This window comes from Paenibacillus sp. B-A-8 (genome assembly GCF_048572915.1).
Classification (GTDB): domain Bacteria; phylum Bacillota; class Bacilli; order Paenibacillales; family Paenibacillaceae; genus Paenibacillus_AQ.
This window is the reverse complement of record NZ_CP183882.1, coordinates 1,178,828-1,199,582: the sequence shown is the minus strand read 5'-3', so window position 1 is coordinate 1,199,582 and position 20,755 is coordinate 1,178,828. Positions and strand designations below refer to the sequence as shown.

Here is a 20,755-nt window from a genome sequence, read left to right as displayed (position 1 = left end):
AAGGGGTTTCAAGAAATGGTAAACCAGTGGTCTAAAGAGCATAAAAAAGTTTACAGCCGCATACTGCTCGGCTCTATTGGATGTGTTGTTATTACCCTTTTGATAACTACAACTATTCTTTATATGGACTTCACAACCATCGCACTTAAACAAGTGTATCGTTCCGATTCTAATAGTCTGAATCAGATTAAAACAGAATTATCTGTTATGACAGAGACTGTTACCTCACTGTCCTCCCAGATTTACTATGATTCCGCGGTATCTAAATTGTTGTATTATCCGGACTTAAATATTTATGATGTCATTTTTGCACAGCAACAGCTTGATAACTATCGCGCATCTTTACCATTCATTGAATCCATTTATGTATATAATGCGAAATCCAATCAGTTCTATATTAGTTCCAATAATTCACGAAGCGGAATTCAACCGAAGAACGAACTTGATGATGATGGAATTCTAGACCTTTTTAAGAATTTCAAAGAACATCGTCCCTTTCAACCGATTCCTAGAACCTATAACATCGGTTTGACTGAGTCCACTCCAGTATCAAGCTACACTTACTTATGTTATAGCGTCATTGATGATAATAACGATTTAAACACAGCTGTTGTTGTTAATATCTCTGCATCATGGTTAGGCCTGCGAATGGATCAATCGGGGGAAGAGATATCGGAGAATAACACGTTTATCATTAATCAGGATGGAATATTATTTTCCAATAATGACAAGCAAGCGATGCTAACTGATCTATCCGATAAAACCTATATACAGAAAATTATTCAGGACACTTCAGAATCGACTTATTTTCTAGACACTGTAGATGGAGTTAAATCTTTAATAACATTTACTTCACCGGATTCATTAGGTTGGAAATATGTTCGAATTACCCCTTATAGCAATATCACTCAAGAAATAAATGAAATGAGATATCGAATACTCTTTATCTGTATTGGCATTCTTCTCTTAGGATTATTGGTATCGTTAACGCTATCCCATAGTGTGTATCGCCCGATTGACAAAGTCATACGCAAGTTCAAAACCCTGGAAACAGAAAGACGTAATCATCAGCATATTCTCAAGCAGGATTTCCTTAGAAATACAGTTTTAGGCAGAGAAACGAATAATGCTGAGATGTTGCAGCAAAAATTACATTACTTCAATTCAGAGCTTATGGTTAATAATAAATCACTAATTATTTTGGTAAGGATCGATCAGTTCCCCACAGTCCTCGAGAAATACAAAGAAGATATAAAATTGCTCAAATATGCCATAATGAACATTTGTACGGAAATTGCCTCACCGAACTTTCAAGTCGAAGCCATTGATATGGGGGATGATAGTCTTGTACTGCTGCTAAACTTCCATAATCTGCTTTATTCAATGGAACGAGACTCGCTGATTGAAATGGCGGAGCTTATGCAGCTATCAATCACCAAACATTTAAAATTATCCATTACAATTACCTTTAGTCCTGTGAAGGAATCCATCGAGCAATGCATTTTAGTCTACAAGCAAGTACTTGAAGCTTCTTATCATCGATTATTCAAAGGATACGGCAGCATCCTCTTTTCGGTTGACATTATGAATTTAAAATCTAAAGAATATTTGTTTCCCGTTCACAAAGAAAAACAGTTCATTGAATCCTTAATGTCAGGAAATGTGGAGAAAGCACGTAGCATCTATATCGATATCGTAGGAGAAATATCAGAATATTCATTTACTGTTGTTCAACTTGTCATATCGCATTTAGCACTTACAGTTAATAACGTCTTGCGAACATTAAAAAAGAACAACGCAATTTTAACATTACCCGAATTCGATACAACGTTTTTACTACCCAATCATGTTGAAACCATGGAAGAAATCAATGCTCCATATTTCAAGATATTTGAAGAAATAAGTCAAAAGCTCGAGGAGAAACGAAATACAAAGCAAGAGGAACTCGTTAAAAATGTACATCATATTATTGAGCGAGATTATAGTAATTCCAACCTATGCATAAATTCAATTGCAGACGAGCTCTCGATGTCTCCAATTTATTTGAGCCGGCTATATAAACAGTTAACAACAAACGCTTTATCAGATAAGATTAACGAACTGCGGTTGGATAAAGCTAAAGAGCTGCTGAAGACCTCTGAATACACCATTGTTGATATCGCCGAAAAAACTGGATTTACTAGTAGTTCATATTTTTATCGTTTATTTAAGAATAGTACTGGTATAACCCCGAGCGATTATAGAAAAAAGATAAAGGTCCTCCTATAATTCTGTGCATTAAACGAAAAGAAATGATACTATGTATGATGGGCAAAATGTTGCAAAAGAAGGAGAGCTTATGAGTAACGAACAAAATTTTTGGCTTGATTTACCGAAGCCGTTTTTTATATTGGCACCTATGGAAGATGTCACAGATGTTGTATTTCGTCACGTGGTTAGTGCAGCTGCAAAACCGGATGTGTTCTTCACGGAATTCGCAAATACAGAATACTACTGTCACCCTAAATTAAAGGTAAAGGAAAGTGTGCTTACTCGATTAAGGTTCACGGAAGATGAACAACCGATGGTCGCTCATATTTGGGGCAATAACCCGGAGTATTTTGAACGAATGAGCATGGATATGAAAAAACTTGGTTTTCGTGGTATTGATATAAACATGGGATGCCCAGTAAAAAACGTCGCAACCAATGGAAAAGGTGCTGGATTAATTCGACATCCTGAAGTGGCAGCAGAAATTATTAAAGCGACTAAAGCTGGTGGATTGCCGGTTAGTGTTAAAACAAGATTAGGATATAGCGAAATTGATGAGTGGCGCGATTGGTTAGGAAATGTATTGAGACAAGATATTGCGAATCTGTCCATACACCTCCGTACAAAAAAAGAGATGAGCAAAGTAGATGCACATTGGGAGCTCATCCCCGAAATCAAAAAATTACGCGATGAGATCGCCCCAAATACGTTGCTAACCATTAATGGGGATATTCCTGACCGCGCAACAGGCTTAAAATTAGTAGAGCAGTACGGGGTTGATGGAGTCATGATTGGCCGCGGTATTTTCAAAAATCCATATGCTTTCGAACTAGAACCTAAAGAACATAGTGTGGAGGAGCTTCTTAACCTTCTACTTTTTCATCTAGATCTTCACGATAAATATTCAAAAGAGGTTGAACCACGTCTGTTTAATCCACTTCGAAGCTTCTTCAAAATCTATATTCGTGGATTTGACGGAGCCGACGAACTAAGAAATCAATTGATGGAGACGAATGCAACCGATGAGGTACGTCGTTTAGTACAACCTTATCTGGATGCAGATTCGGAATAATATGTAATGCAAAATAAATGGCCTCAGTTCTGAATTTCATCAGACTGAGGCCGTTTTTATTAAAGATGTCTTACTTCCACTCCAGCTTTGGCAGTATTTCTTGTTGCAGCTCACACATTTCATCGATCATCGCACAAGCTTGATAGTAGGTTGGTGCTTGCGGATCAAGCAGGATCGCTTGCAGCAATTTTGTTCTCGACTCTTCAAGAAACGCCTCCAGTAACAGCTTATGGATTGTACCTTGAATATGGATCATTCCGATAATGGCAGTTGGCAGTTCAACCGTCATTGGCTTAAATACGATACCCTTTTTATTAACGATCGCTTGTGTTTCAACAACCATATCCTCTGGAAGTCCTTTAATAGCGCCGTGGTTTGGCATATTAACAGCATTCAACTCGATTTCATCGTCGAAGAAAATCGCTTCAATAATTGGTATTGCATATTCATTACTAATTTGAACCTTATCTTTATCAAATAGATAAGCCTGCTCAGACCACTGCTCTTGATTCAGCGTATTCTCGAATAAGCCTTTATCCAAAGTACTGCCACTTGCACAGTATACAAATTCAGGTGTTCTGGAGTCCTTCTTCCACAGCTGCTCGCTCATTGGATTGTAACGGAACTGCAAAGGTAGTCCAACATAGAAATCCTCTGCCCAAGAAATATACTCTCCACAATGGTTAGTCCCGGGGTAAGGGTAGTAGCCATAAGTATGGTACAAAGTTCTGGATAATCCAATATGATCGAAATGTGCCAAACGGTTAGCTTGCTTTTCTTTGTCATGGAATAGAGGGTATAAATCCTCTCCCGTACTCTTGTTCCAGATCTTCGTAAAGAAGCCAAAGTGGTTCAATCCGCCGCCTTCAACTGCAATATCTTTACTATCCATCTCCAGGAATTCAGCTAGCTGATGAATCCCCATGTCTAAACCATGGCACAAGCCCACCACTTTGATTGAAGTTAATTTGGAGATGGCTTCCACTAGCTTCGCTTCCGGATTCGTATAGTTAATTAGCCAGGCATCTGGACATACCTTCTCCATTGTCTTTGCAATTTCCAGCATCGGACCTAAATTTCTCAAGGTGTGGTACATTGATCCTGGTCCGCCGTTTTCTCCATATAGCTGCTTGCTACCGTAACGGCGCGGAATGTGGAAGTCTTGTGACCAGTAATGATATCTTTCTACCTCAATCGCAACGATGGAGAAGTCAGCCTCTCTTAAGGCATCTTCCAAATTCGTCGTTTGCCAAATCTTCGCAGGATGAGAAAATGCCGTAAACATTTCGGTTGCATACTTGTACGTTCTATTCACATTCTCTTCTACAATATCCATAAGTGCGATTTCGAGTTCTACTTGATTTCTCAAACGTTCTGATAACACGAGATCTTGAAGTGCTCCTAGTCCAAAGGAAACACTTCCTGCTCCGATTAACGCAACCTTCAACTTTTTCATGGTCTTCAAGCTCCTTTTGCCTTTTTATAAACGTTATAGCCGGCACCAATCATTCCGGCATCAGGTCCAAATTCAGTTAACACGATTTTAATGTTCTCTTTTAAGTGTGGAAGAACTTTCTTTTTAGCGCTTTCAATAACGCTATCAATCAGCCACTGGTTGTGATGAATGACCGCTCCTCCGACAACAATAATGTTCGGATCAATGATTTGCATCAAATTAACTATTGCGTTGGAAAAGTACTCCACCCATCTATCAATCACTTCAATCGCTTGCTGGTCCCCCCTATGATAGCGTTCAAACAGCAAACCCGAAGTGGTAGCGCTGCCATATAAAAGCTTACTTTCCGCTTCAAGAGCTGTGCCGCTGCATAGAGATTCCAAAGTACCGTTATACAGCGTTGAATGATTTCTTTTGCTATCGGAAATAATCATGCTTCCGATCTCGCCCGCATATCCATGTGCTCCTTGTATGATTTTTTTATCAAGTATGATACCGCATCCAATGCCTGAACTAACCGTTATATATATGGATTGGTTATAAGGCTTGGCAGCTCCATGATCCGATTCAAGCACGGTGATCACGTTTACATCATTCTCAAAAGACACTTCATAATTCGGAAAGAACGCCCTGATAGTTTCGATACTCACATTCTCTAGGCAAGGAATATTGGTTATATCTCGAATAATCTGTGTTTGATCATTCCAAGGAATCGGCAATACAATGCCTATCTTACTTGCTTGCTGTTCGTGGTCGACTTTAGCGATCATTTCCTTGACGGTTTTGAAAATTTCGTCAGCATCTTGGAAGCCTCTTGTTAATACTGACTCCTTCCGAACAAGTTCAAGTTGCTCGTTCACTAATCCAACCCTAATATTTGTTCCTCCAATATCTACTCCAATAACGAAGCTACCCATATTTACGCTCCTCAACTATGATGACTGATCCATATATTTAGCTGCTGCAGCATCCAAATAGAAATCTATATGCTCATAACCAAGCAATCGCTGGGCAGGCAGTTGTGCGTCAGAATTTGTGAGAATCTCCTTTACGATAGCGGCTTTGCGCTCTCCAGTTATGACGACAACAACTCTTTTACTACTTGCAATCTGTTCCAAACCTAATGTAATGCCTTGCTTTAATTCAGTCTGCTTAAGAAAATATTTTTGGGCGACTATCTTAGTCGTTTCCGACAATTCCACAACACTACTACGATTCAATACTGGGCCGCCAGGTTCATTTAATCCAATATGTCCATTCATACCTACGCCCATCAAGCTGAAGGTAATCGGGTGCTGCTCGATAAAGCGATCAATTCGTAAACATTCCTGCTCTATATCCGGCGATGTTCCGTTAAAAAATTCAATCTGGCTACCATCCAGTGAAATCTGCGAAAATAGATCTTGATTCAACATCTGATAGCAGCTTCCTTCAGAGCTTTTATCTATACCAACCCACTCATCCAAGCTAACGATGTGAAGCCTTTTGATCTTTGAGTGGATGTCCGCATCATTGGAAAACTTCTGATAGCTTTTTTGTGGAGTGCTCCCTGAAGCTAGGCAGAACACGGGATGATGATCGTTAATTAAACGATCTTTCATCTCTCTGGCAATTTCGTTTGCTACTTCTTCTTCGTTATCAAAGATTCTGATCATATTGTTCACTTCCTTGTTGTTTAATCCGAAATGACGTTCATCATCTCTTGCTGGAGAATAAGTATCGCTGCTCCCATTGCTGTTGATTGATGTAAGTCACTCACAGAAATTTGTGGAGTCCACTCCGTATATTGCTCGACATAACTTTTCGTACGATCCAATATACGTTCCGGGAACAGCGCTACCGTTTTACCGCTAATAATGACCTGATCGATATCCAGAATGCTGATTATATTTGTAATCGTTAAAGCCAGATTCTTCGAAACATAATTAATGCAAGCTTCTACGTCATTAGCTGAATTCAAATCATATGCGCTTAGCAAGTACTTAATGGCTAATCTGCTTTCCAGCCAACCGACTGATGATGGAGTCCGCTTGTATTCTGAATCAAAGCACATATACTCCAGCTCTCCTGCTCTTGCATTAACGCCGCGGTGTAGCTCTTTGTTAATGATCAAGCCGCCCCCAACGCCATCACCTGCAGCAACATGAACGAGACTCGTCGGTGCTTGATCTGAGTTTTCAAGATTCCGAAATTCCGCCACAGTGGCTGTGTTCACATCATTCTCCAGAAGAATAGGCAAATTCACTTCACGCTTGAGATTTTCAATAATAGACTCATACTCAAAATCGTTTTCTTTATTGTGATGCGTTCTCATCCGAATCGTTTTCTTTCTTATATTGATCGCGCCATCAACGCCAATACCAATTCCTAAAACAACACTATTTGTTTCCTTCGCTTTACTCTTCAAATGTTCCACAAGCTTTATAAATACCGAAGTGAACTGCTGACTATGGAACGGAATATCTGTTTCAATCGAATACGAATCTATGATCTTGCCGTGTAGATTAATAAGTAACGCCGTAATCGTATTGCCAATAATCTGTATTCCGATTGTCGTATAGCTGTTTTCATTAAATCTGTAAACCGTACGTTTTCTTCCCAAGCCGCCAGAGCCTTCTCGACTTTCACCAGTGGCAGTCAATAAACCAATCTGTTCAAAAAAAGTGACAATCTTGCTTACAGTAACAAAGCTCATTGCTGTTTTTTCTGAAATCTCGACTTTCGCCAGTTCAGGATGTTGAAGCAAAATATCGAAGACTATTTTCCTGTTCTCATCTTTAATATCATTGGGCAGAAATGATTTCATAGGTCCTCCATACTTTTATTTAAGTAAATTAATAAAGTTAGTTAAATAATTAATTAAAAAAATACAGGTCCGAAACGACCTCTTACATTTATTATATATTCACTAGAGTGAAAGCTCAAGTGCATTTATTTAACTTTCTTAAATTAATCTATTCTCTATCTTAAAATTAAATCAAACTGCTTTATGATGCAGCCATTTACAAGTGTTTTTTCTAGGCACACCACAAAAAAAGAAGCTTCCCACAAGTTCAATGAACTCATGAGAAGCCTCTAATCCATCCCTATTTCAAGGCTTAATCAGCCTTATTACATCATGCCGCCCATTCCACCCATGCCGCCCATGTCAGGCATACCTGGTTTTTCTGGTTCTGGCTTGTCAGCAATTACAGCTTCAGTAGTCAAGAACATAGCCGCTACAGATGCAGCGTTTTGAAGAGCAGAACGAGTTACTTTAGCAGGGTCAACGATACCTGCTTCGAACATGTTCACCCATTCACCAGTAGCAGCGTTGTAGCCGATACCTACTGCTTCTTTTTTCAAGCGGTCCACGATTACGGAACCTTCTTGACCAGCGTTAGCTGCGATGGTGCGAATTGGCTCTTCAAGCGCACGAAGCACGATGTTAACGCCTGTTTTCTCGTCGCCAGTTACATCTACAGCAGCAACAGCACTATATACGTTCACAAGAGCTGTACCACCACCAGAAACGATACCTTCTTCAACCGCAGCGCGAGTTGCGTTCAGGGCGTCTTCGATGCGAAGTTTACGCTCTTTCAATTCAGTTTCAGTTGCAGCGCCAACTTTGACAACGGCTACGCCGCCAGCCAATTTAGCCAAACGCTCTTGCAATTTCTCTTTGTCGAACTCGGAAGTTGTTTCTTCCAGTTGAGCACGAATTTGGCTTACGCGAGCATTGATGTCCGCTTTGTCGCCGCTTCCGTCTACGATTGTAGTGTTTTCTTTAGTTACGCGTACTTGACGTGCGTTACCCAGTTGTTCAATGGAAGTGCTCTTCAGATCAAGACCGAGCTTCTCAGTGATCACTTGGCCACCAGTCAGAGCAGCGATATCTTGCAGCATAGCTTCGCGGCGGTCGCCAAAGCCAGGAGCTTTAACAGCAACAGCGTTGAATGTTCCACGCAGTTTGTTCACGATCAACATAGCTTGTGCTTCGCCTTCGATATCTTCAGCGATAATAACAAGCGGTCTAGCTTGTTGAACGATTTTTTCAAGCAATGGAAGAATTTCTTGAGTGCTGCTGATTTTTTTATCAGTGATCAAGATGTATGGGTTCTCCAGAACAGCTTCCATTTTGTCCGTATCAGTGATCATGTACGGGGAAATGTAACCGCGGTCGAACTGCATACCTTCTACGACTTCAAGCTCAGTAGCGAATCCACGGGATTCTTCAACAGTGATAACACCGTCTTTACCTACTTTTTCCATAGCTTCAGCAATCAATTGGCCCACTTCTTCGTCAGCAGCAGAGATAGCAGCTACTTGAGCGATAGCTTGGGAATCTTCGATTGGCTTAGCAATTTTTTGCAATTCTTCAACAGCTGCACGAACTGCTTTGTCGATCCCTTTGCGAATAACCATTGGGTTAGCGCCTGCAGTTACGTTTTTCAGACCTTCACGGATCATAGCTTGTGCCAGAACCGTTGCAGTTGTAGTACCGTCACCGGCTACATCGTTAGTCTTAGTAGCAACTTCTTTAACTAGTTGAGCACCCATGTTCTCGAATGCATCTTCAAGTTCGATTTCTTTAGCGATAGTTACACCATCGTTAGTGATAAGCGGGCTACCAAATTTTTTCTCAAGCACCACGTTACGGCCTTTTGGTCCGAGTGTAACTTTTACCGCATTTGCCAAAGCATCTACACCGCGCAACATAGAGCGGCGAGCTTCTTCACTAAATTTAATTTCTTTAGCCATTGTGTAATTACCTCCTAGAATTTTTTGTATATCACGTTACTTTAAGTAGTTTAGATTTAGCTTATGATCGACTCTCGCTTAGTCAAGAATCGCGTGAATGTCGCTTTCTTTCATAATCAAATATTCTTTACCTTCGTATTTGATTTCTGTTCCTGCATATTTTGAGAAAAGAACACGGTCGCCTTCTTTTACTTCAAGCGCTACACGTACTCCATCTTTCAAAGCTCCGCTGCCTACTGCAATAATTGTTCCTTCTTGTGGCTTTTCTTTCGAGGAGTCCGGAAGCACAATCCCGAATGAAGTGGTTTCCTCCTGCTCGCTCGGTAGCACCAATACGCGTTCACCTAAAGGTTTGATCATGAAAAAATAGCCTCCTTTAAAATTATGTTATTTTGCTTCAAAACATAGTTTAGAACTTGCCGGCCTTACTTCTAACTCTCTGATGTTTATGAAAAATATCAATTGGACGCTACAAATCTCTGGTCCATCTCATATTTTTCATAAGCGTTAGCACTCGACGGTCTGTAGTGCTAACAACAATTTTTATGATACTCAACTTGAGCCCGAATTTCAAGTCCTTTTACACAAATTCGCATTTGTTTTCGTAAAAACAACGTTTCACTGGTTGTCCCAGGCGCACACTCTATAACATTCTATCCACAGGGTGTGAAAATATGCGTTTGATTCCCCGTAGTTTCAACTGTACCACCTACGCTCGAACATTTCAAAAAGACTAAACACATCTTTACTTTGACGGCGTTTTAAAAATAAAAGAGCTGTCTCTTTCGTAGAAATATCTACTTAGCGACAGCCCTTAATCATTCTTCCTCACTCTTGACATACTGTTCTTCCCGCGCTGCATCCGCAGCAAGCTGTTTGCGATAGACAAATGCAGATAAGAATACACTGAACTCATACAAAATGAGCAGTGGAATTGTCACCAGAAAGTCCGAGATGAAATCCGGGGGAGTGATGACTACGGCGATAAAGACAAGCGTGAAATAGGCGTATCGACGCATTTTACGCAAGCGTATCGGATTAAGAATCCTCAGTTTGGTCAGAAACATCACCAGCAGCGGAAGCTCAAACAACAACGCTAAAGGTAGCACCAGACTGAACATGAAGTTAAAATATTGCGCAATTCCGTAGGTCTCTTCCAGCCCCATACTCCGGGTGATTGAGATCGTGAACGAAAGCGCCATTGGAAAAACAACGTAATAAGCAAAAGAAAGACCGATTAAAAAAAGAACAAAAACATATGGAACATAACGCAATGTTGCACTACGCTCTTCCGGTCGAAGGCCTGGACTAATAAACGCCCACAATTGATAAGCAATAAAGGGGATTGAAATGACAAGCGAAACCGCCATCGCGATCTTCATATACATCCCGATACCATCCCAGAATGAGAACGCATGCAGAACAAAGCCCTGTGCTAGATCTGTACTAATTAAATAATCGTAAATGGGCTTGGCGCAGAACAGACCTCCTACCAATCCAAGAATAAATACAATCAGCACATAAATAATCCGTTTACGCAGCTCGGTGAGATGATCCACCACCGACATTTCTTCCGTTTCGAGAGACATCCTGACACCATCCCATGACAAGAGTAGAAACATTACACCAGCTTTGTGTAAAGCTGTGCCCGTTTCTGCAGAAAGCAACAAGCAAATTGAAAAAGGGGCGTCTCCTAAGTCTATTAGACTTGTGAGATAGCCCCATTGTTAAACTTATTATTATTCCGGCAGGCGTTTGTCCTGAGGAATATCTGCAGCGACCGTCTGCGGGGCCGTCGGCACAGGAGCTTCGCTCTTCTTCACCGGATCAGTATCACCGATGATTTCACGTGCGCCTTCCTTAAATTCACGGAAGGTTCGTCCAACTGCGCGGCCTAACTCTGGCAGTTTATTCGGGCCAAAGAGGAGCAGTGCCAGTATAACCAACAAGATAATACCCGGAGTTCCAATTCCACTAAACATTATTATTCCTCCTTGTCCGTCTATCCGATCATGGCATCGTTTACGATAAACTAATAATACCATAACTTATGTCACAGTTACATCCACTATCTTCTATAAATAGTTTATCCTTGTGACGTGACAAGAATATGACAATGTTATTGGCGGTATTGGCCAGTTACCATTAGTAACGCTTCCGGTAATTGATCCATAATGGCTGCCAAATTCTCATGAACACCCTTCGGTGTACCCGGTAAGTTAACAATCAACGTGCGTCCACGAATGCCGCATATCCCGCGGAACAGCATCACCGCACGGTTTTTTTGCATCACCGTACTTCGCATCGCTTCTGAAAGTCCAGGTACTTCCCGCTCGATTACACGCCGAGTAGCCTCCGGAGTCACATCGCGTATTGCTAGATCGGTACCTCCGGTCGTCAATACCAGATCCGCCTGAAAATAATCTGTCAGTTCTATCAAAGCTGCGATAATCTCATCTTGTTCATCGGGCACGATTCGATATTCAACAATCTCGCCCCCAAGCTCCTCTTCCACCAGCTCCCGTATAACCTGGGCGCTCGTGTCTTCCCGTTCGCCCCTGGCCCCTTTATCGCTGGCCGTTAGGATTGCTGTTTTCCACGCCATAGGTTTGTCCTCCCTCTCTATGTATAATTGGCTGTACAGTGCAGCCCGCTTGCTTCAGCGCATCGAACATAAGATCTGATCAAGGTTCAAGCGCGTAATCTCCATTCTTGCCCCCGCTTTTAGACACTAATAGCGTTGGTCCGATAATCATGTCCTTCTGAAGAGCCTTGCACATGTCATATACCGTTAGTGCTGAGGCAGAAACAGCGGTCAACGCCTCCATTTCAACTCCGGTCTTTCCGGTAGTACGGACTGTTGCTTCTATATAAAGTTCATCTTCGCTGTTATCGGAGAAGCTGATGTCAATACCGGTAAGCGGGAGCGGATGGCACATCGGAATCCAGTCAGACGTCTTCTTGGCCGCCATAATCCCAGCGATCTGCGCAACGGCAAGTACGTCTCCTTTACTGATCTTACCTTCCTTGATGGCACTAAGCGTCTCCGTTGCCATCTTGATCTTACTCCGCGCGACAGCTGTCCGCTTCGTAATCTCCTTCTCACTCACATCCACCATACGAGCTCTTCCCTGCTCGTTAAAATGGGTCAATTCCACGGCTCACTCTCCTTTTCGGCAGTGCACTATGCCATTTTCAGTAATCAGCATGTCCATAAAGGCATCATGCTCATCCATGGGCACCTTCGGAACCAGCTGCATACCATAGGCTAGCCCGACCCAGACAGGCGGCTTCGCAGCGGCATACTCTTCCGTCTCCCATGTCGCACGCAATCGATCATAGTATCCTCGGCCGTAACCAAGCCTACCCCCCTGGAGATCAAAAGCCAGCCCCGGAACAAACACAACCTCGGGTAGTGTAACAACTTCAATTTCTTGTGAATCTTTGCCGGATACAATAGGTTCATGGATACCATACGCCCCCGGCTCAAGCTCACTCCACGCGCTCACCCTATGAACACTTATTGCACCACTTGCCGGAATAACACGCGGCAGCAGTACCCTGCGCTGATCCTTCCACGCCTGTGTAAGAAGCGCGCTGGTATCGAGTTCAGAACGGAAAGATACATAAGCCATCAGTGAGGCGATATCCTTCGTCTTCACCCACTCTGATGCATGCTTGCAGACCAGAAAAGACAATTCCCTTCTCTGGTCCGAGGAGAGCTCGTTTCGGGCGATGGTCTTCTCAGTTCTTAGTTGTTGCTTTATTTTGGAGATCACCGACCCCTTACTTGACATCGTCGGTCACCCCCATATATTTATCCCAAGCTTATCCTTGTTTGTAAATCCAGTTTACCACTCTTCTCCCCGGTTCGCCAAGGTGGATAGGACTGTGTTTCCGGGCCAGGTCTTTATTCCTTGCTTCCGATATATCGAGCTCTCGCTTGGGAAACGCTTTTCATGTAAACTATAGAATAAGTTGTTCATACGGCTGAGGTATAAATACCAAGGCGAAATATGCAAGGGTGGAGGTTTCATCGTTATGCTTCTTCAAGCGACAGGAATTACAAAATCATATGGTATACAGAACGTACTAGACGGCATAAGCCTCCAGGTAAATGAAAAGGAACGTGTTGGACTCGTAGGTGTTAATGGTGCCGGCAAATCAACTTTTCTACAAATTCTGGCTGGTGAAATGTCCTACGACAGCGGTCAAATTCATAAATCAAAAGAAACTACAATCGGGTACTTAGCCCAAAATAGCGGACTTCAATCTGACAAAACCATTCATGAAGAGATGATGGCCGTTTTCGCACCGTTAATCGAAGCCGAGGCTGAGCTAAGAGAGATGGAAGTAAGCATTGCTGATCCTAAGCTGGCAGAAGACCCAAAACGGTACGAAGAGCTGCTCGAACGATATGCCCGCCGATCAGATTGGTTCAAGGATCACGGCGGTTATGAAATGAATACACGAATCCGAAGTGTCCTGCACGGCATGGGCTTCGGCGAGTTCCCACCGGATACACCCATCGCCACACTTAGTGGCGGCCAGAAGACTCGGCTCGCATTAGCCCGCATTTTGCTTCAGGCTCCCGATCTTCTAATGCTGGATGAGCCTACGAACCATCTGGATATTGAAACATTAACTTGGCTTGAGGATTATCTTCGCAGTTATGCTGGCGGAATTCTGGTTGTATCTCATGACCGTTATTTCCTGGACCGGCTTGTGACTACTATTGTAGAGATCGAACGTCATCAATCTCGACGTTATACAGGCAATTACAGCCGGTATGTAGATTTGAAGGCTGCTGAATATGAAGCACGAATGAAACAGTATGAGAAACAACAGGATGAGATTTCAAGAATGGAAGATTTCGTACAGAAAAACATAGTGCGAGCATCTACAACGAAACGTGCGCAGAGCAGACGCAAAGCGCTTGAGAAGATGGACCGCATAGATCGACCGATGGGCGATCTGAAGAAAGCCAGCTTCTCCTTCGAGCCCGACTTCATGTCTGGTAAAGAAGTGCTGCAAGTTCGTAATGTAGCCGTTTCCTTTAATGATGGTCCACCTTTGTTTAAGGATGCTTCTTTTGAACTGCGGCGTGGAGAAACCGCGGCACTCATCGGTCCTAATGGTATCGGTAAATCTACACTGCTGCAGTGTATGACCGGTACCCGGGAGCCGTCGGCTGGAACCGTGAATTGGGGCACGAAAGTCAAGGTTGCTTATTATGATCAGGAGCAGACACGCCTTAATCCAAAAAATACGGTAATGGAAGAGCTATGGAGTGAATACCCAATGATTGAGGAAGCCAGAATCCGTACAATTCTTGGCAACTTCCTCTTCAGCGGTGAAGATGTTCTTAAGAAGATCTCCGCGCTGAGCGGCGGCGAAAAGGCACGCGTGGCATTATCGAAGCTCATGTTGCGCGGCGCAAATATGCTCATTCTCGATGAGCCAACCAACCATTTAGATTTGGTCAGTCGTGAGGTGCTGGAATCAGCTTTAATTGATTTCGAAGGTACATTACTCTTCATTTCTCATGACCGTTATTTCCTCAACAAAATGGCTGAACGCGTGCTGGAGCTTCATCCCGAGGGGATCGACCAATACCTTGGTAACTACGATGACTATATCGAGAAAAAACGAGAATTAGAAGAGATTGCGAAAGATGCCGCCGAGTTAGCCTCCAAGAACGTCAACAAGGATGCTGCAGTTCCTGAAAAAAGCACTGTTTCCTCCTTCGAAGCGGATAAGCAAGCCAAGCGTGAAGAGCGCAACCGGAAGCGGCGTATCGCTGAGCTCGAGGAAGGCATTGCCTCACTAGAGGAGTCGATCGCTTTTATAGAGAATGAAATGACTAAACCTGAAGTTTATCAGGATTATTTAGCACTTCAAGGTTATGAAGAGGACCTAAAAAACAAAAAAACTCAGCTTACAGATTTATTTAACGAATGGGAAATCCTTGCTGACGAATAATGTAAAATCCACTCCATAAATATTTTTTCATATTTCTCGATTTGTTCATAATTAGTTATCCACAGCTCTATACACAGGTTTCGTGTATAACTACCTACTAAAAAAGCCCCTTAGGGGCTCTTTTTATGCGTTAAATCGGTATTTTCGAAGTACAGGAATTATTATCCACCGAATTATCCACATTATCCACAATTCCCACAAGGTTTCATTGCTAACAAAAATGGTTATAAGGGCTTTTTAAAAAGAGCTGACATTGCTGATTTTACGCACTTTTTACACAACTGAGACAGAATATGTGGATAACGTTGTCCACAACTTGACAAAAGACGTAACCGCTCCAAAAACCCCTCATTTTATGATAAAAAAGAACCCGCTATCTCTAAATCAGACAGCGGGTCTATATATATTAAACAATTTGTGTAGAGAGCAGCGCAGCGTTACAGGCTGCAATGTAAGCAATTCCTGCTGCCATGATAATATCTTGATGCGTAGCTGTGCCTCTAAATTTAAGCCCTTCCCACTCTACCATCACAGCCGCTTCCGCTTGGGCATTCTCTCCACTTCCAAGTGAATGCAGTTCAAGTCCCGCAAAATCTATGTCCTCTGTTATCCCTTGGCCTATAGCAGCGATAATGGCCTCAAGCGGACCATCCCCAGTACTAGTATGTGAAGTTTCCTGTCCAGACTTCAAATGGCGAACCGTAACAGCGGCCACCCGGCGCTGGGCGCTACCTGCCAATACCTGAACCTCGCCCAATTCATAAACCTGAGCTTGTTGTCCAGTAGTAGTGCTTACCATTTGCAGCAGTTGGTCATCACTGACAACCTTTTGACGGTCAGCGGTCTCTTTAAACGATTCATACAATGCATCCAGCTCCGCAGGCTCAAGCGTAATGCCATACTTCGCCGCCCGGTCCTTCAGCGCATGTCTGCCAGAATGCTTGCCCAGAATGATCATGCTACGTGGGATGCCCAGCCGTTCCGGATCCATGATCTCATAGGTGCTGCGATCCTTCAGCAAACCGTCCTGATGAATCCCTGACTCATGCTGGAAAGCATTTCTTCCGACGACTGGCTTGTTATAGGCAATTGGAAAATGCATTGCTCCACTGATCATCCGCGAAGTATCGTACAACTTATCTAGCACAATACCTGTCTCTGCCCCAATCGCATCCCCGCGGGTTTCGAGCGCCATCACAAGCTCTTCTAGTGCACAGTTCCCGGTACGCTCACCTACTCCGTTCACAGTGACTTCGATCTGTGTCGCGCCTCCATCAATCGCCGCCAGACTGTTGGCTACAGCCAGCCCCAAATCATTGTGACAGTGGGCACTATAGCTTACTTTGTCCCCGCCTCTTGCTCCCAGCCGCACTCGTCGGAACATTTCCCCGTATTCATGTGGCAAGGCGTAACCGACCGTATCGGGCAGATTGATAATAGAAGCGCCTTCCTCAATGACAGCTTCAACCATTTCAATCAGATCATCGATTCCTGTTCGCGCAGCATCCATCGCCGTGAATTCAACGACATCAGAGAATTGACGCGCGTAAGCCGTCATCTCGCGGGCTTTGGCTACGACTTCAGCTCTGCTCATACGCAATTGATGCTGCAAATGAATATCAGAAGAGGAGATGAACAGGTGAATCCGCCGCCGTTCAGCATCTTGGGTTGCCCGGACTGCCGCGTCAATATCCCCTTTAACCGCCCGTGCAAAACCGCAAATTTCCACATTTCGCACCTTACGTGAAATCGTCTGTACTGCTGCAAAATCACCAGGGCTCGATATCGGGAATCCAGGTTCCATCACATCAACACCCAGATCTGCGAGCTTATAGGCCAGCAGTATTTTTTGCTCTGGGGTCAGACTTGCGCCCGGAGCCTGTTCACCGTCTCGCAGAGTCGTATCGAAAATTTGTATACGTTTCTTTACTGGAATAATCATCTGAATTCCTCCTGTTTTCCTCTTATTAGATTCCTTACCCTAGCCTATGCTTCAGCGCAGATCCACACGTCGACTTGTAGTCCTGCTAAATTCCCCACCCACTGCTGCCGGCAGCTGATACGAATGAATCCACTGCACAATTTGGAATGTGCTGAGGGTTCACTCTTGGCGTCTTATGTAGCGTTGAGTCCGTAACCGGAACCGCTTCTATAAGAACGCAAAAACCCGCCGTCTCTAATAAAGAGACGGCGGGTTACCCCTCCGCGGTACCACTCTTTTTGACGCATAGGCTATTAAAATAATTCAAGCCGTTAAGCTGCGTCCAGCTCTTCTTCCCGGTCCATCCTGAGGATATCAGGATGGACCGGAAAGGTCCGATAACGGGGACAGCCGTAGGCAGCGTACTCTTCTTTCCGCCGCTCCGCTCCCGGGCGAGATTCAAGACATCCGGTGACTGCGTCGCACCACCCCGCAGCTCTCTGTTCACCATCTTTCTCTACTACTCCCGTTCCTAGCGTGTTGTATATAAGTTACTCACTACTCTAAATCCATACAAAAAAGCCTGCCATCTCATTCAAGAGACGACAGGCTGTTAACCTTCGCGGTACCACTCTTGTTGATGCTCTGTACCGGTTAAATTACTGCCGATCCCAATTGAACATCCACTCTACGGTCCAGTATGTTAGATACTCGACCACCCTTTCACGGAGGTTACCCGTAAACAGTGTACGAACGTTCCGGCGACAATTGCCGGCAATGTTTCCACCGCTCCGCTCCTAGACGAGTTCAGGTCTCCTTCGACTGCGTTGCACCTACCCGCAGCTCTCTTATCCCAGAGTATCCTTACTACTTCTGCTCATCGCGTTTCCTTGTATAATTGAACTGATTATACTCGCTAGCTCCAAATGATGTCAATAGGCGGATACAGACCATTGTTCCAGTGAGAACCCTGGGTCTGCAACCATATCCAGCGGCGTACCGCCATCATGCTGCCACTTAACGTAAGCAGCCGCTCCAATCATCGCTGCATTATCCGTGCAGTATACCGGAGGTGGAATAATTAGCTCAATGCCTTCCGCTTCACAGCGCGAGATCAATGCCGAGCGGAGTCCAGCATTAGCAGCAACGCCTCCACACAGCAATAACTGCTTGGAGCCAGTAGCTTTAACAGCACGTACTGCTTTTTCCACCAGAACCTCAACCACAGATTCTTGGAACCCGCGGGCAATACCCGCCACATCTGGTGTGAGACCTTTCATCTTACTCTGATTCACAACGTTCAGCACAGCCGACTTTAGGCCACTGAAGCTGAAATCATAAGAATCCGGCTCAAGCCATACTCTTGGCAACGTTACAACCTCCGCCGCTTCTCGTGCAAGACGGTCTACATGAGGTCCGCCAGGATAAGGGAATCCCAGTGCCCGTGCCACTTTATCATAGGCTTCGCCTACCGCATCATCACGGGTGCGTCCGATAATTCGAAACTGACCTTCCCGCTCCATATGAACCAATTCAGTATGTCCGCCGGATACCACTAGTGTCATGCAGGGATACTGCAACTCTGCCACTAAACGGTTAGCATAAATATGTCCTGCAATATGATGAGTGCCAATCAGCGGCTTGCCCCATGCGAGAGCAAGACTCTTGGCTGCTACTACCCCGACAAGTAAAGCCCCCACCAAACCCGGGCCTTGCGTAACTGCCACCGCCGACAATTGATCTGGTGTAACCCCTGCTGTAGCGAGTGCTTCCTCTATCACCAGCGTAATCACTTCCACATGCTTACGGGAAGCTACTTCTGGTACCACGCCCCCGAAGGCGCGATGCGTCTCAATCTGACTCGAGATAATGTTGGATAACACTTCAGAGCCATCTTTAACCACAGCGACCGACGTTTCATCACAACTCGTCTCAATAGCAAGTATAAGTACAGGCTGAGCTGCGCCCGTTTCTGTCTTCATTTTAATTCCACGCTTCCTTCCATATTGCCATGCTCCTCATACTCTGGCAGATCCGCCCACATAATGAGCGCATCCTCGCGATTATCGGAGTAATATCCTTTGCGTGTGCCGGCAGAACGAAAGCCTTTTTTACGATATAAATTCTGTGCTACCTCGTTCGATACCCGTACTTCAAGCGTAATCGATTTCATCCCCACATAAGACGCCGTCTTCATAAGCTCTTCGAGCAGGCGTTCGCCCCATTTACGTCCACGATAGGCTTCGAGCAAGGCTATATTCGTCACATGCGCCTCATCCACGATGGCCCACATACCGGCATAACCGATAATATGACCTGCCAGCTCCATAACCATATATTTTGCAAAATGATTATGTGTCAACTCGTTTCGAAAAGCTTCCTCCGTCCAAGGCATCGTGAAGGCTTCCCGTTCAATGATAAGAATGTCAGGAATATCCTCCAACTTCATCAAACGAAAAACAAGTTCAGCCTCCTGAGCTCCCATTGATTCCGCTTCCGTCATTGTTTCTTTAAGCCTCCTTCTCTGCTTAACCGCAGATTGGCCTCCGCTTCTGAAATCTGAGTATAGTTAGGGATCAAACTATGGATATCATCATTCTCTACCAGAATCCGCGCTTCTCCAAGAAATCCTGTCCAGCGGCCTTCCATTTCATAAGGAACTGCAATAGAAGCACCAAGATCCTTCAATGGACGAAGCGATTCCTCGCTGCCATGCACAGCAGTCTCCCCAACAAACCAAAGAACAGCGGGCTTATTACCCTCAACTGACGCCTGTTCTAAACGTTCAGCTAAATAATCTACCCAGTCTGCCATCAGACGGATGGCATCAGGTTCAAGACGGCTAGGAGCGTTATTTCTCTCAGCTGCGAAAAGTCCGGTGTATACCTGTCCTCGACGTGCATCCATCAGTGGAATGATCCAATCAGGCCCGAAGCCACTGTTCTCATTAGCTTGTCCTAACTCTTCTTGCGCCTTATTCTTGAGGGCTGTTTGATATCCGCCCCATGCCACTGCATGTAGACTCGAAATACCAACTACCGGGACATTCCATGCCCATGCCAGCGTTTTGGCTGCAGTAACTGCGATACGTGTTCCCGTATACGATCCAGGACCCACACCTACAGAAATCCCTCCCAGCATTGCAGCAGTAGTTCCCGTAGCTTGCAGCGCCTGCTCTATAATCGGCAGTAAATGTACTGAATGATTCCGTTCTCCGGAAGCATTAATTTCATGCAGTAGTTCCCCATTCTCTGTAATTGCCACGCCTAATACTGCAGTTGATGTATCCAGCGCTAAAAGCCGCTTGCGCGGCTCTGTATTCTGATTCGTCATC

Annotated in this window: 18 protein-coding genes and 1 other annotated feature; of the genes, 3 read left to right on the top strand and 15 right to left on the bottom strand. The window is 44.2% G+C overall.

All coding sequences use genetic code 11. From position 1 onward, the window contains the following. The first annotated feature begins 15 nt into the window (after positions 1-15). Positions 16-2,268, top strand: a complete 2,253-nt coding sequence (locus ACN6MV_RS05315; RefSeq protein ID WP_375104959.1) for an AraC family transcriptional regulator — start codon at positions 16-18, stop codon at positions 2,266-2,268. A gap of 70 nt (positions 2,269-2,338) precedes the next feature. Beyond that, on the top strand, positions 2,339-3,322 hold the full coding sequence (locus tag ACN6MV_RS05310; RefSeq protein ID WP_419885861.1) for a tRNA dihydrouridine synthase: 984 nt from the start codon (positions 2,339-2,341) through the stop codon (positions 3,320-3,322). 70 nt (positions 3,323-3,392) lie between these two features. Here the strand turns inward: ACN6MV_RS05310 and ACN6MV_RS05305 are convergent, their stop codons facing one another. The 11 genes from ACN6MV_RS05305 to ACN6MV_RS05255 form a co-directional block, all read right to left on the bottom strand. Further along, positions 3,393-4,778, bottom strand: a complete 1,386-nt coding sequence (locus ACN6MV_RS05305; RefSeq protein ID WP_419885860.1) for an alpha-galactosidase — start codon at positions 4,776-4,778, stop codon at positions 3,393-3,395. Between the two features lie 5 nt (positions 4,779-4,783). Then, positions 4,784-5,695 (bottom strand): ROK family protein, encoded by a 912-nt coding sequence (locus ACN6MV_RS05300; protein WP_419885859.1) that lies wholly within the window; start codon positions 5,693-5,695, stop codon positions 4,784-4,786. A gap of 15 nt (positions 5,696-5,710) precedes the next feature. Then, positions 5,711-6,433, bottom strand: coding sequence for a 6-phosphogluconolactonase (locus ACN6MV_RS05295; protein ID WP_419885858.1), 723 nt, complete (start codon positions 6,431-6,433; stop codon positions 5,711-5,713). A gap of 20 nt (positions 6,434-6,453) precedes the next feature. Beyond that, positions 6,454-7,584 carry an ROK family protein gene (locus ACN6MV_RS05290; RefSeq protein WP_419885857.1) on the bottom strand — a complete coding sequence of 377 codons (1,131 nt, stop codon included), beginning with the start codon at positions 7,582-7,584 and terminating at the stop codon, positions 6,454-6,456. 305 nt (positions 7,585-7,889) lie between these two features. Beyond that, positions 7,890-9,518 (bottom strand): chaperonin GroEL, encoded by a 1,629-nt coding sequence (gene groL, locus ACN6MV_RS05285; protein ID WP_042124534.1) that lies wholly within the window; start codon positions 9,516-9,518, stop codon positions 7,890-7,892. Positions 9,519-9,596: 78 nt separating this feature from the next. Further along, the gene (gene groES / locus ACN6MV_RS05280) at positions 9,597-9,878 is read right to left on the bottom strand and encodes a co-chaperone GroES (protein WP_036676506.1); all 282 of its coding nucleotides are present in this window, start codon (positions 9,876-9,878) and stop codon (positions 9,597-9,599) included. A 458-nt stretch (positions 9,879-10,336) separates the two neighbouring features. After that, on the bottom strand, positions 10,337-11,107 hold the full coding sequence (gene tatC, locus ACN6MV_RS05275) for a twin-arginine translocase subunit TatC (RefSeq protein ID WP_419885856.1): 771 nt from the start codon (positions 11,105-11,107) through the stop codon (positions 10,337-10,339). Between the two features lie 150 nt (positions 11,108-11,257). After that, a complete protein-coding gene (locus ACN6MV_RS05270; RefSeq protein WP_042124532.1) occupies positions 11,258-11,500 on the bottom strand; it encodes a twin-arginine translocase TatA/TatE family subunit in 243 nt (80 codons plus the stop codon). 137 nt (positions 11,501-11,637) lie between these two features. Then, positions 11,638-12,123: a MogA/MoaB family molybdenum cofactor biosynthesis protein gene (locus ACN6MV_RS05265; RefSeq protein ID WP_020429419.1), complete on the bottom strand. Its 486-nt coding sequence runs from the start codon at positions 12,121-12,123 to the stop codon at positions 11,638-11,640. Between the two features lie 79 nt (positions 12,124-12,202). Continuing rightward, positions 12,203-12,676 carry a cyclic pyranopterin monophosphate synthase MoaC gene (moaC, locus tag ACN6MV_RS05260; protein ID WP_419885855.1) on the bottom strand — a complete coding sequence of 158 codons (474 nt, stop codon included), beginning with the start codon at positions 12,674-12,676 and terminating at the stop codon, positions 12,203-12,205. A 3-nt stretch (positions 12,677-12,679) separates the two neighbouring features. Beyond that, positions 12,680-13,315: a 5-formyltetrahydrofolate cyclo-ligase gene (locus tag ACN6MV_RS05255; protein WP_375104909.1), complete on the bottom strand. Its 636-nt coding sequence runs from the start codon at positions 13,313-13,315 to the stop codon at positions 12,680-12,682. Positions 13,316-13,559: 244 nt separating this feature from the next. On the opposite strand from ACN6MV_RS05255, the gene ACN6MV_RS05250 reads away from it, so the two are divergent. After that, positions 13,560-15,500 (top strand): ABC-F family ATP-binding cassette domain-containing protein, encoded by a 1,941-nt coding sequence (locus tag ACN6MV_RS05250; protein ID WP_042124525.1) that lies wholly within the window; start codon positions 13,560-13,562, stop codon positions 15,498-15,500. A 406-nt stretch (positions 15,501-15,906) separates the two neighbouring features. On the opposite strand, the gene ACN6MV_RS05245 is transcribed toward ACN6MV_RS05250, so the two are convergent. The 4 genes from ACN6MV_RS05245 to tsaB form a co-directional block, all read right to left on the bottom strand. Then, positions 15,907-17,442: a 2-isopropylmalate synthase gene (locus ACN6MV_RS05245; protein ID WP_042124522.1), complete on the bottom strand. Its 1,536-nt coding sequence runs from the start codon at positions 17,440-17,442 to the stop codon at positions 15,907-15,909. 238 nt (positions 17,443-17,680) lie between these two features. Then, positions 17,681-17,964, bottom strand: a binding site (T-box leader). A 389-nt stretch (positions 17,965-18,353) separates the two neighbouring features. Beyond that, the gene (gene tsaD, locus ACN6MV_RS05240; RefSeq protein ID WP_042124518.1) at positions 18,354-19,403 is read right to left on the bottom strand and encodes a tRNA (adenosine(37)-N6)-threonylcarbamoyltransferase complex transferase subunit TsaD; all 1,050 of its coding nucleotides are present in this window, start codon (positions 19,401-19,403) and stop codon (positions 18,354-18,356) included. Continuing rightward, positions 19,400-19,924 (bottom strand): ribosomal protein S18-alanine N-acetyltransferase, encoded by a 525-nt coding sequence (gene rimI, locus ACN6MV_RS05235; protein ID WP_076118049.1) that lies wholly within the window; start codon positions 19,922-19,924, stop codon positions 19,400-19,402. Before rimI ends, tsaD begins: the two co-directional genes overlap by 4 nt. Further along, complete coding sequence (gene tsaB / locus ACN6MV_RS05230) at positions 19,921-20,754, bottom strand: tRNA (adenosine(37)-N6)-threonylcarbamoyltransferase complex dimerization subunit type 1 TsaB (RefSeq protein WP_042124514.1); 834 nt, start codon at positions 20,752-20,754, stop codon at positions 19,921-19,923. The genes rimI and tsaB overlap by 4 nt, the downstream gene beginning before the upstream one ends. Position 20,755 lies beyond the last annotated feature (1 nt).

Bases quoted from the DNA above. Each gene is read 5' to 3' on its own strand.
- ACN6MV_RS05315 (WP_375104959.1), top strand. From the start codon at position 16: ATGGTAAACCAGTGGTCTAAAGAGCATAAAAAAGTTTACAGCCGCATA.
- ACN6MV_RS05310 (WP_419885861.1), top strand. From the start codon at position 2,339: ATGAGTAACGAACAAAATTTTTGGCTTGATTTACCGAAGCCGTTTTTT.
- ACN6MV_RS05305 (WP_419885860.1), bottom strand. From the start codon at position 4,778: ATGAAAAAGTTGAAGGTTGCGTTAATCGGAGCAGGAAGTGTTTCCTTT.
- ACN6MV_RS05300 (WP_419885859.1), bottom strand. From the start codon at position 5,695: ATGGGTAGCTTCGTTATTGGAGTAGATATTGGAGGAACAAATATTAGG.
- ACN6MV_RS05295 (WP_419885858.1), bottom strand. From the start codon at position 6,433: ATGATCAGAATCTTTGATAACGAAGAAGAAGTAGCAAACGAAATTGCC.
- ACN6MV_RS05290 (WP_419885857.1), bottom strand. From the start codon at position 7,584: ATGAAATCATTTCTGCCCAATGATATTAAAGATGAGAACAGGAAAATA.
- groL (WP_042124534.1), bottom strand. From the start codon at position 9,518: ATGGCTAAAGAAATTAAATTTAGTGAAGAAGCTCGCCGCTCTATGTTG.
- groES (WP_036676506.1), bottom strand. From the start codon at position 9,878: ATGATCAAACCTTTAGGTGAACGCGTATTGGTGCTACCGAGCGAGCAG.
- tatC (WP_419885856.1), bottom strand. From the start codon at position 11,107: ATGTCTCTCGAAACGGAAGAAATGTCGGTGGTGGATCATCTCACCGAG.
- ACN6MV_RS05270 (WP_042124532.1), bottom strand. From the start codon at position 11,500: ATGTTTAGTGGAATTGGAACTCCGGGTATTATCTTGTTGGTTATACTG.
- ACN6MV_RS05265 (WP_020429419.1), bottom strand. From the start codon at position 12,123: ATGGCGTGGAAAACAGCAATCCTAACGGCCAGCGATAAAGGGGCCAGG.
- ACN6MV_RS05255 (WP_375104909.1), bottom strand. From the start codon at position 13,315: ATGTCAAGTAAGGGGTCGGTGATCTCCAAAATAAAGCAACAACTAAGA.
- ACN6MV_RS05250 (WP_042124525.1), top strand. From the start codon at position 13,560: ATGCTTCTTCAAGCGACAGGAATTACAAAATCATATGGTATACAGAAC.
- ACN6MV_RS05245 (WP_042124522.1), bottom strand. From the start codon at position 17,442: ATGATTATTCCAGTAAAGAAACGTATACAAATTTTCGATACGACTCTG.
- tsaD (WP_042124518.1), bottom strand. From the start codon at position 19,403: ATGAAGACAGAAACGGGCGCAGCTCAGCCTGTACTTATACTTGCTATT.
- rimI (WP_076118049.1), bottom strand. From the start codon at position 19,924: ATGACGGAAGCGGAATCAATGGGAGCTCAGGAGGCTGAACTTGTTTTT.
- tsaB (WP_042124514.1), bottom strand. From the start codon at position 20,754: ATGACGAATCAGAATACAGAGCCGCGCAAGCGGCTTTTAGCGCTGGAT.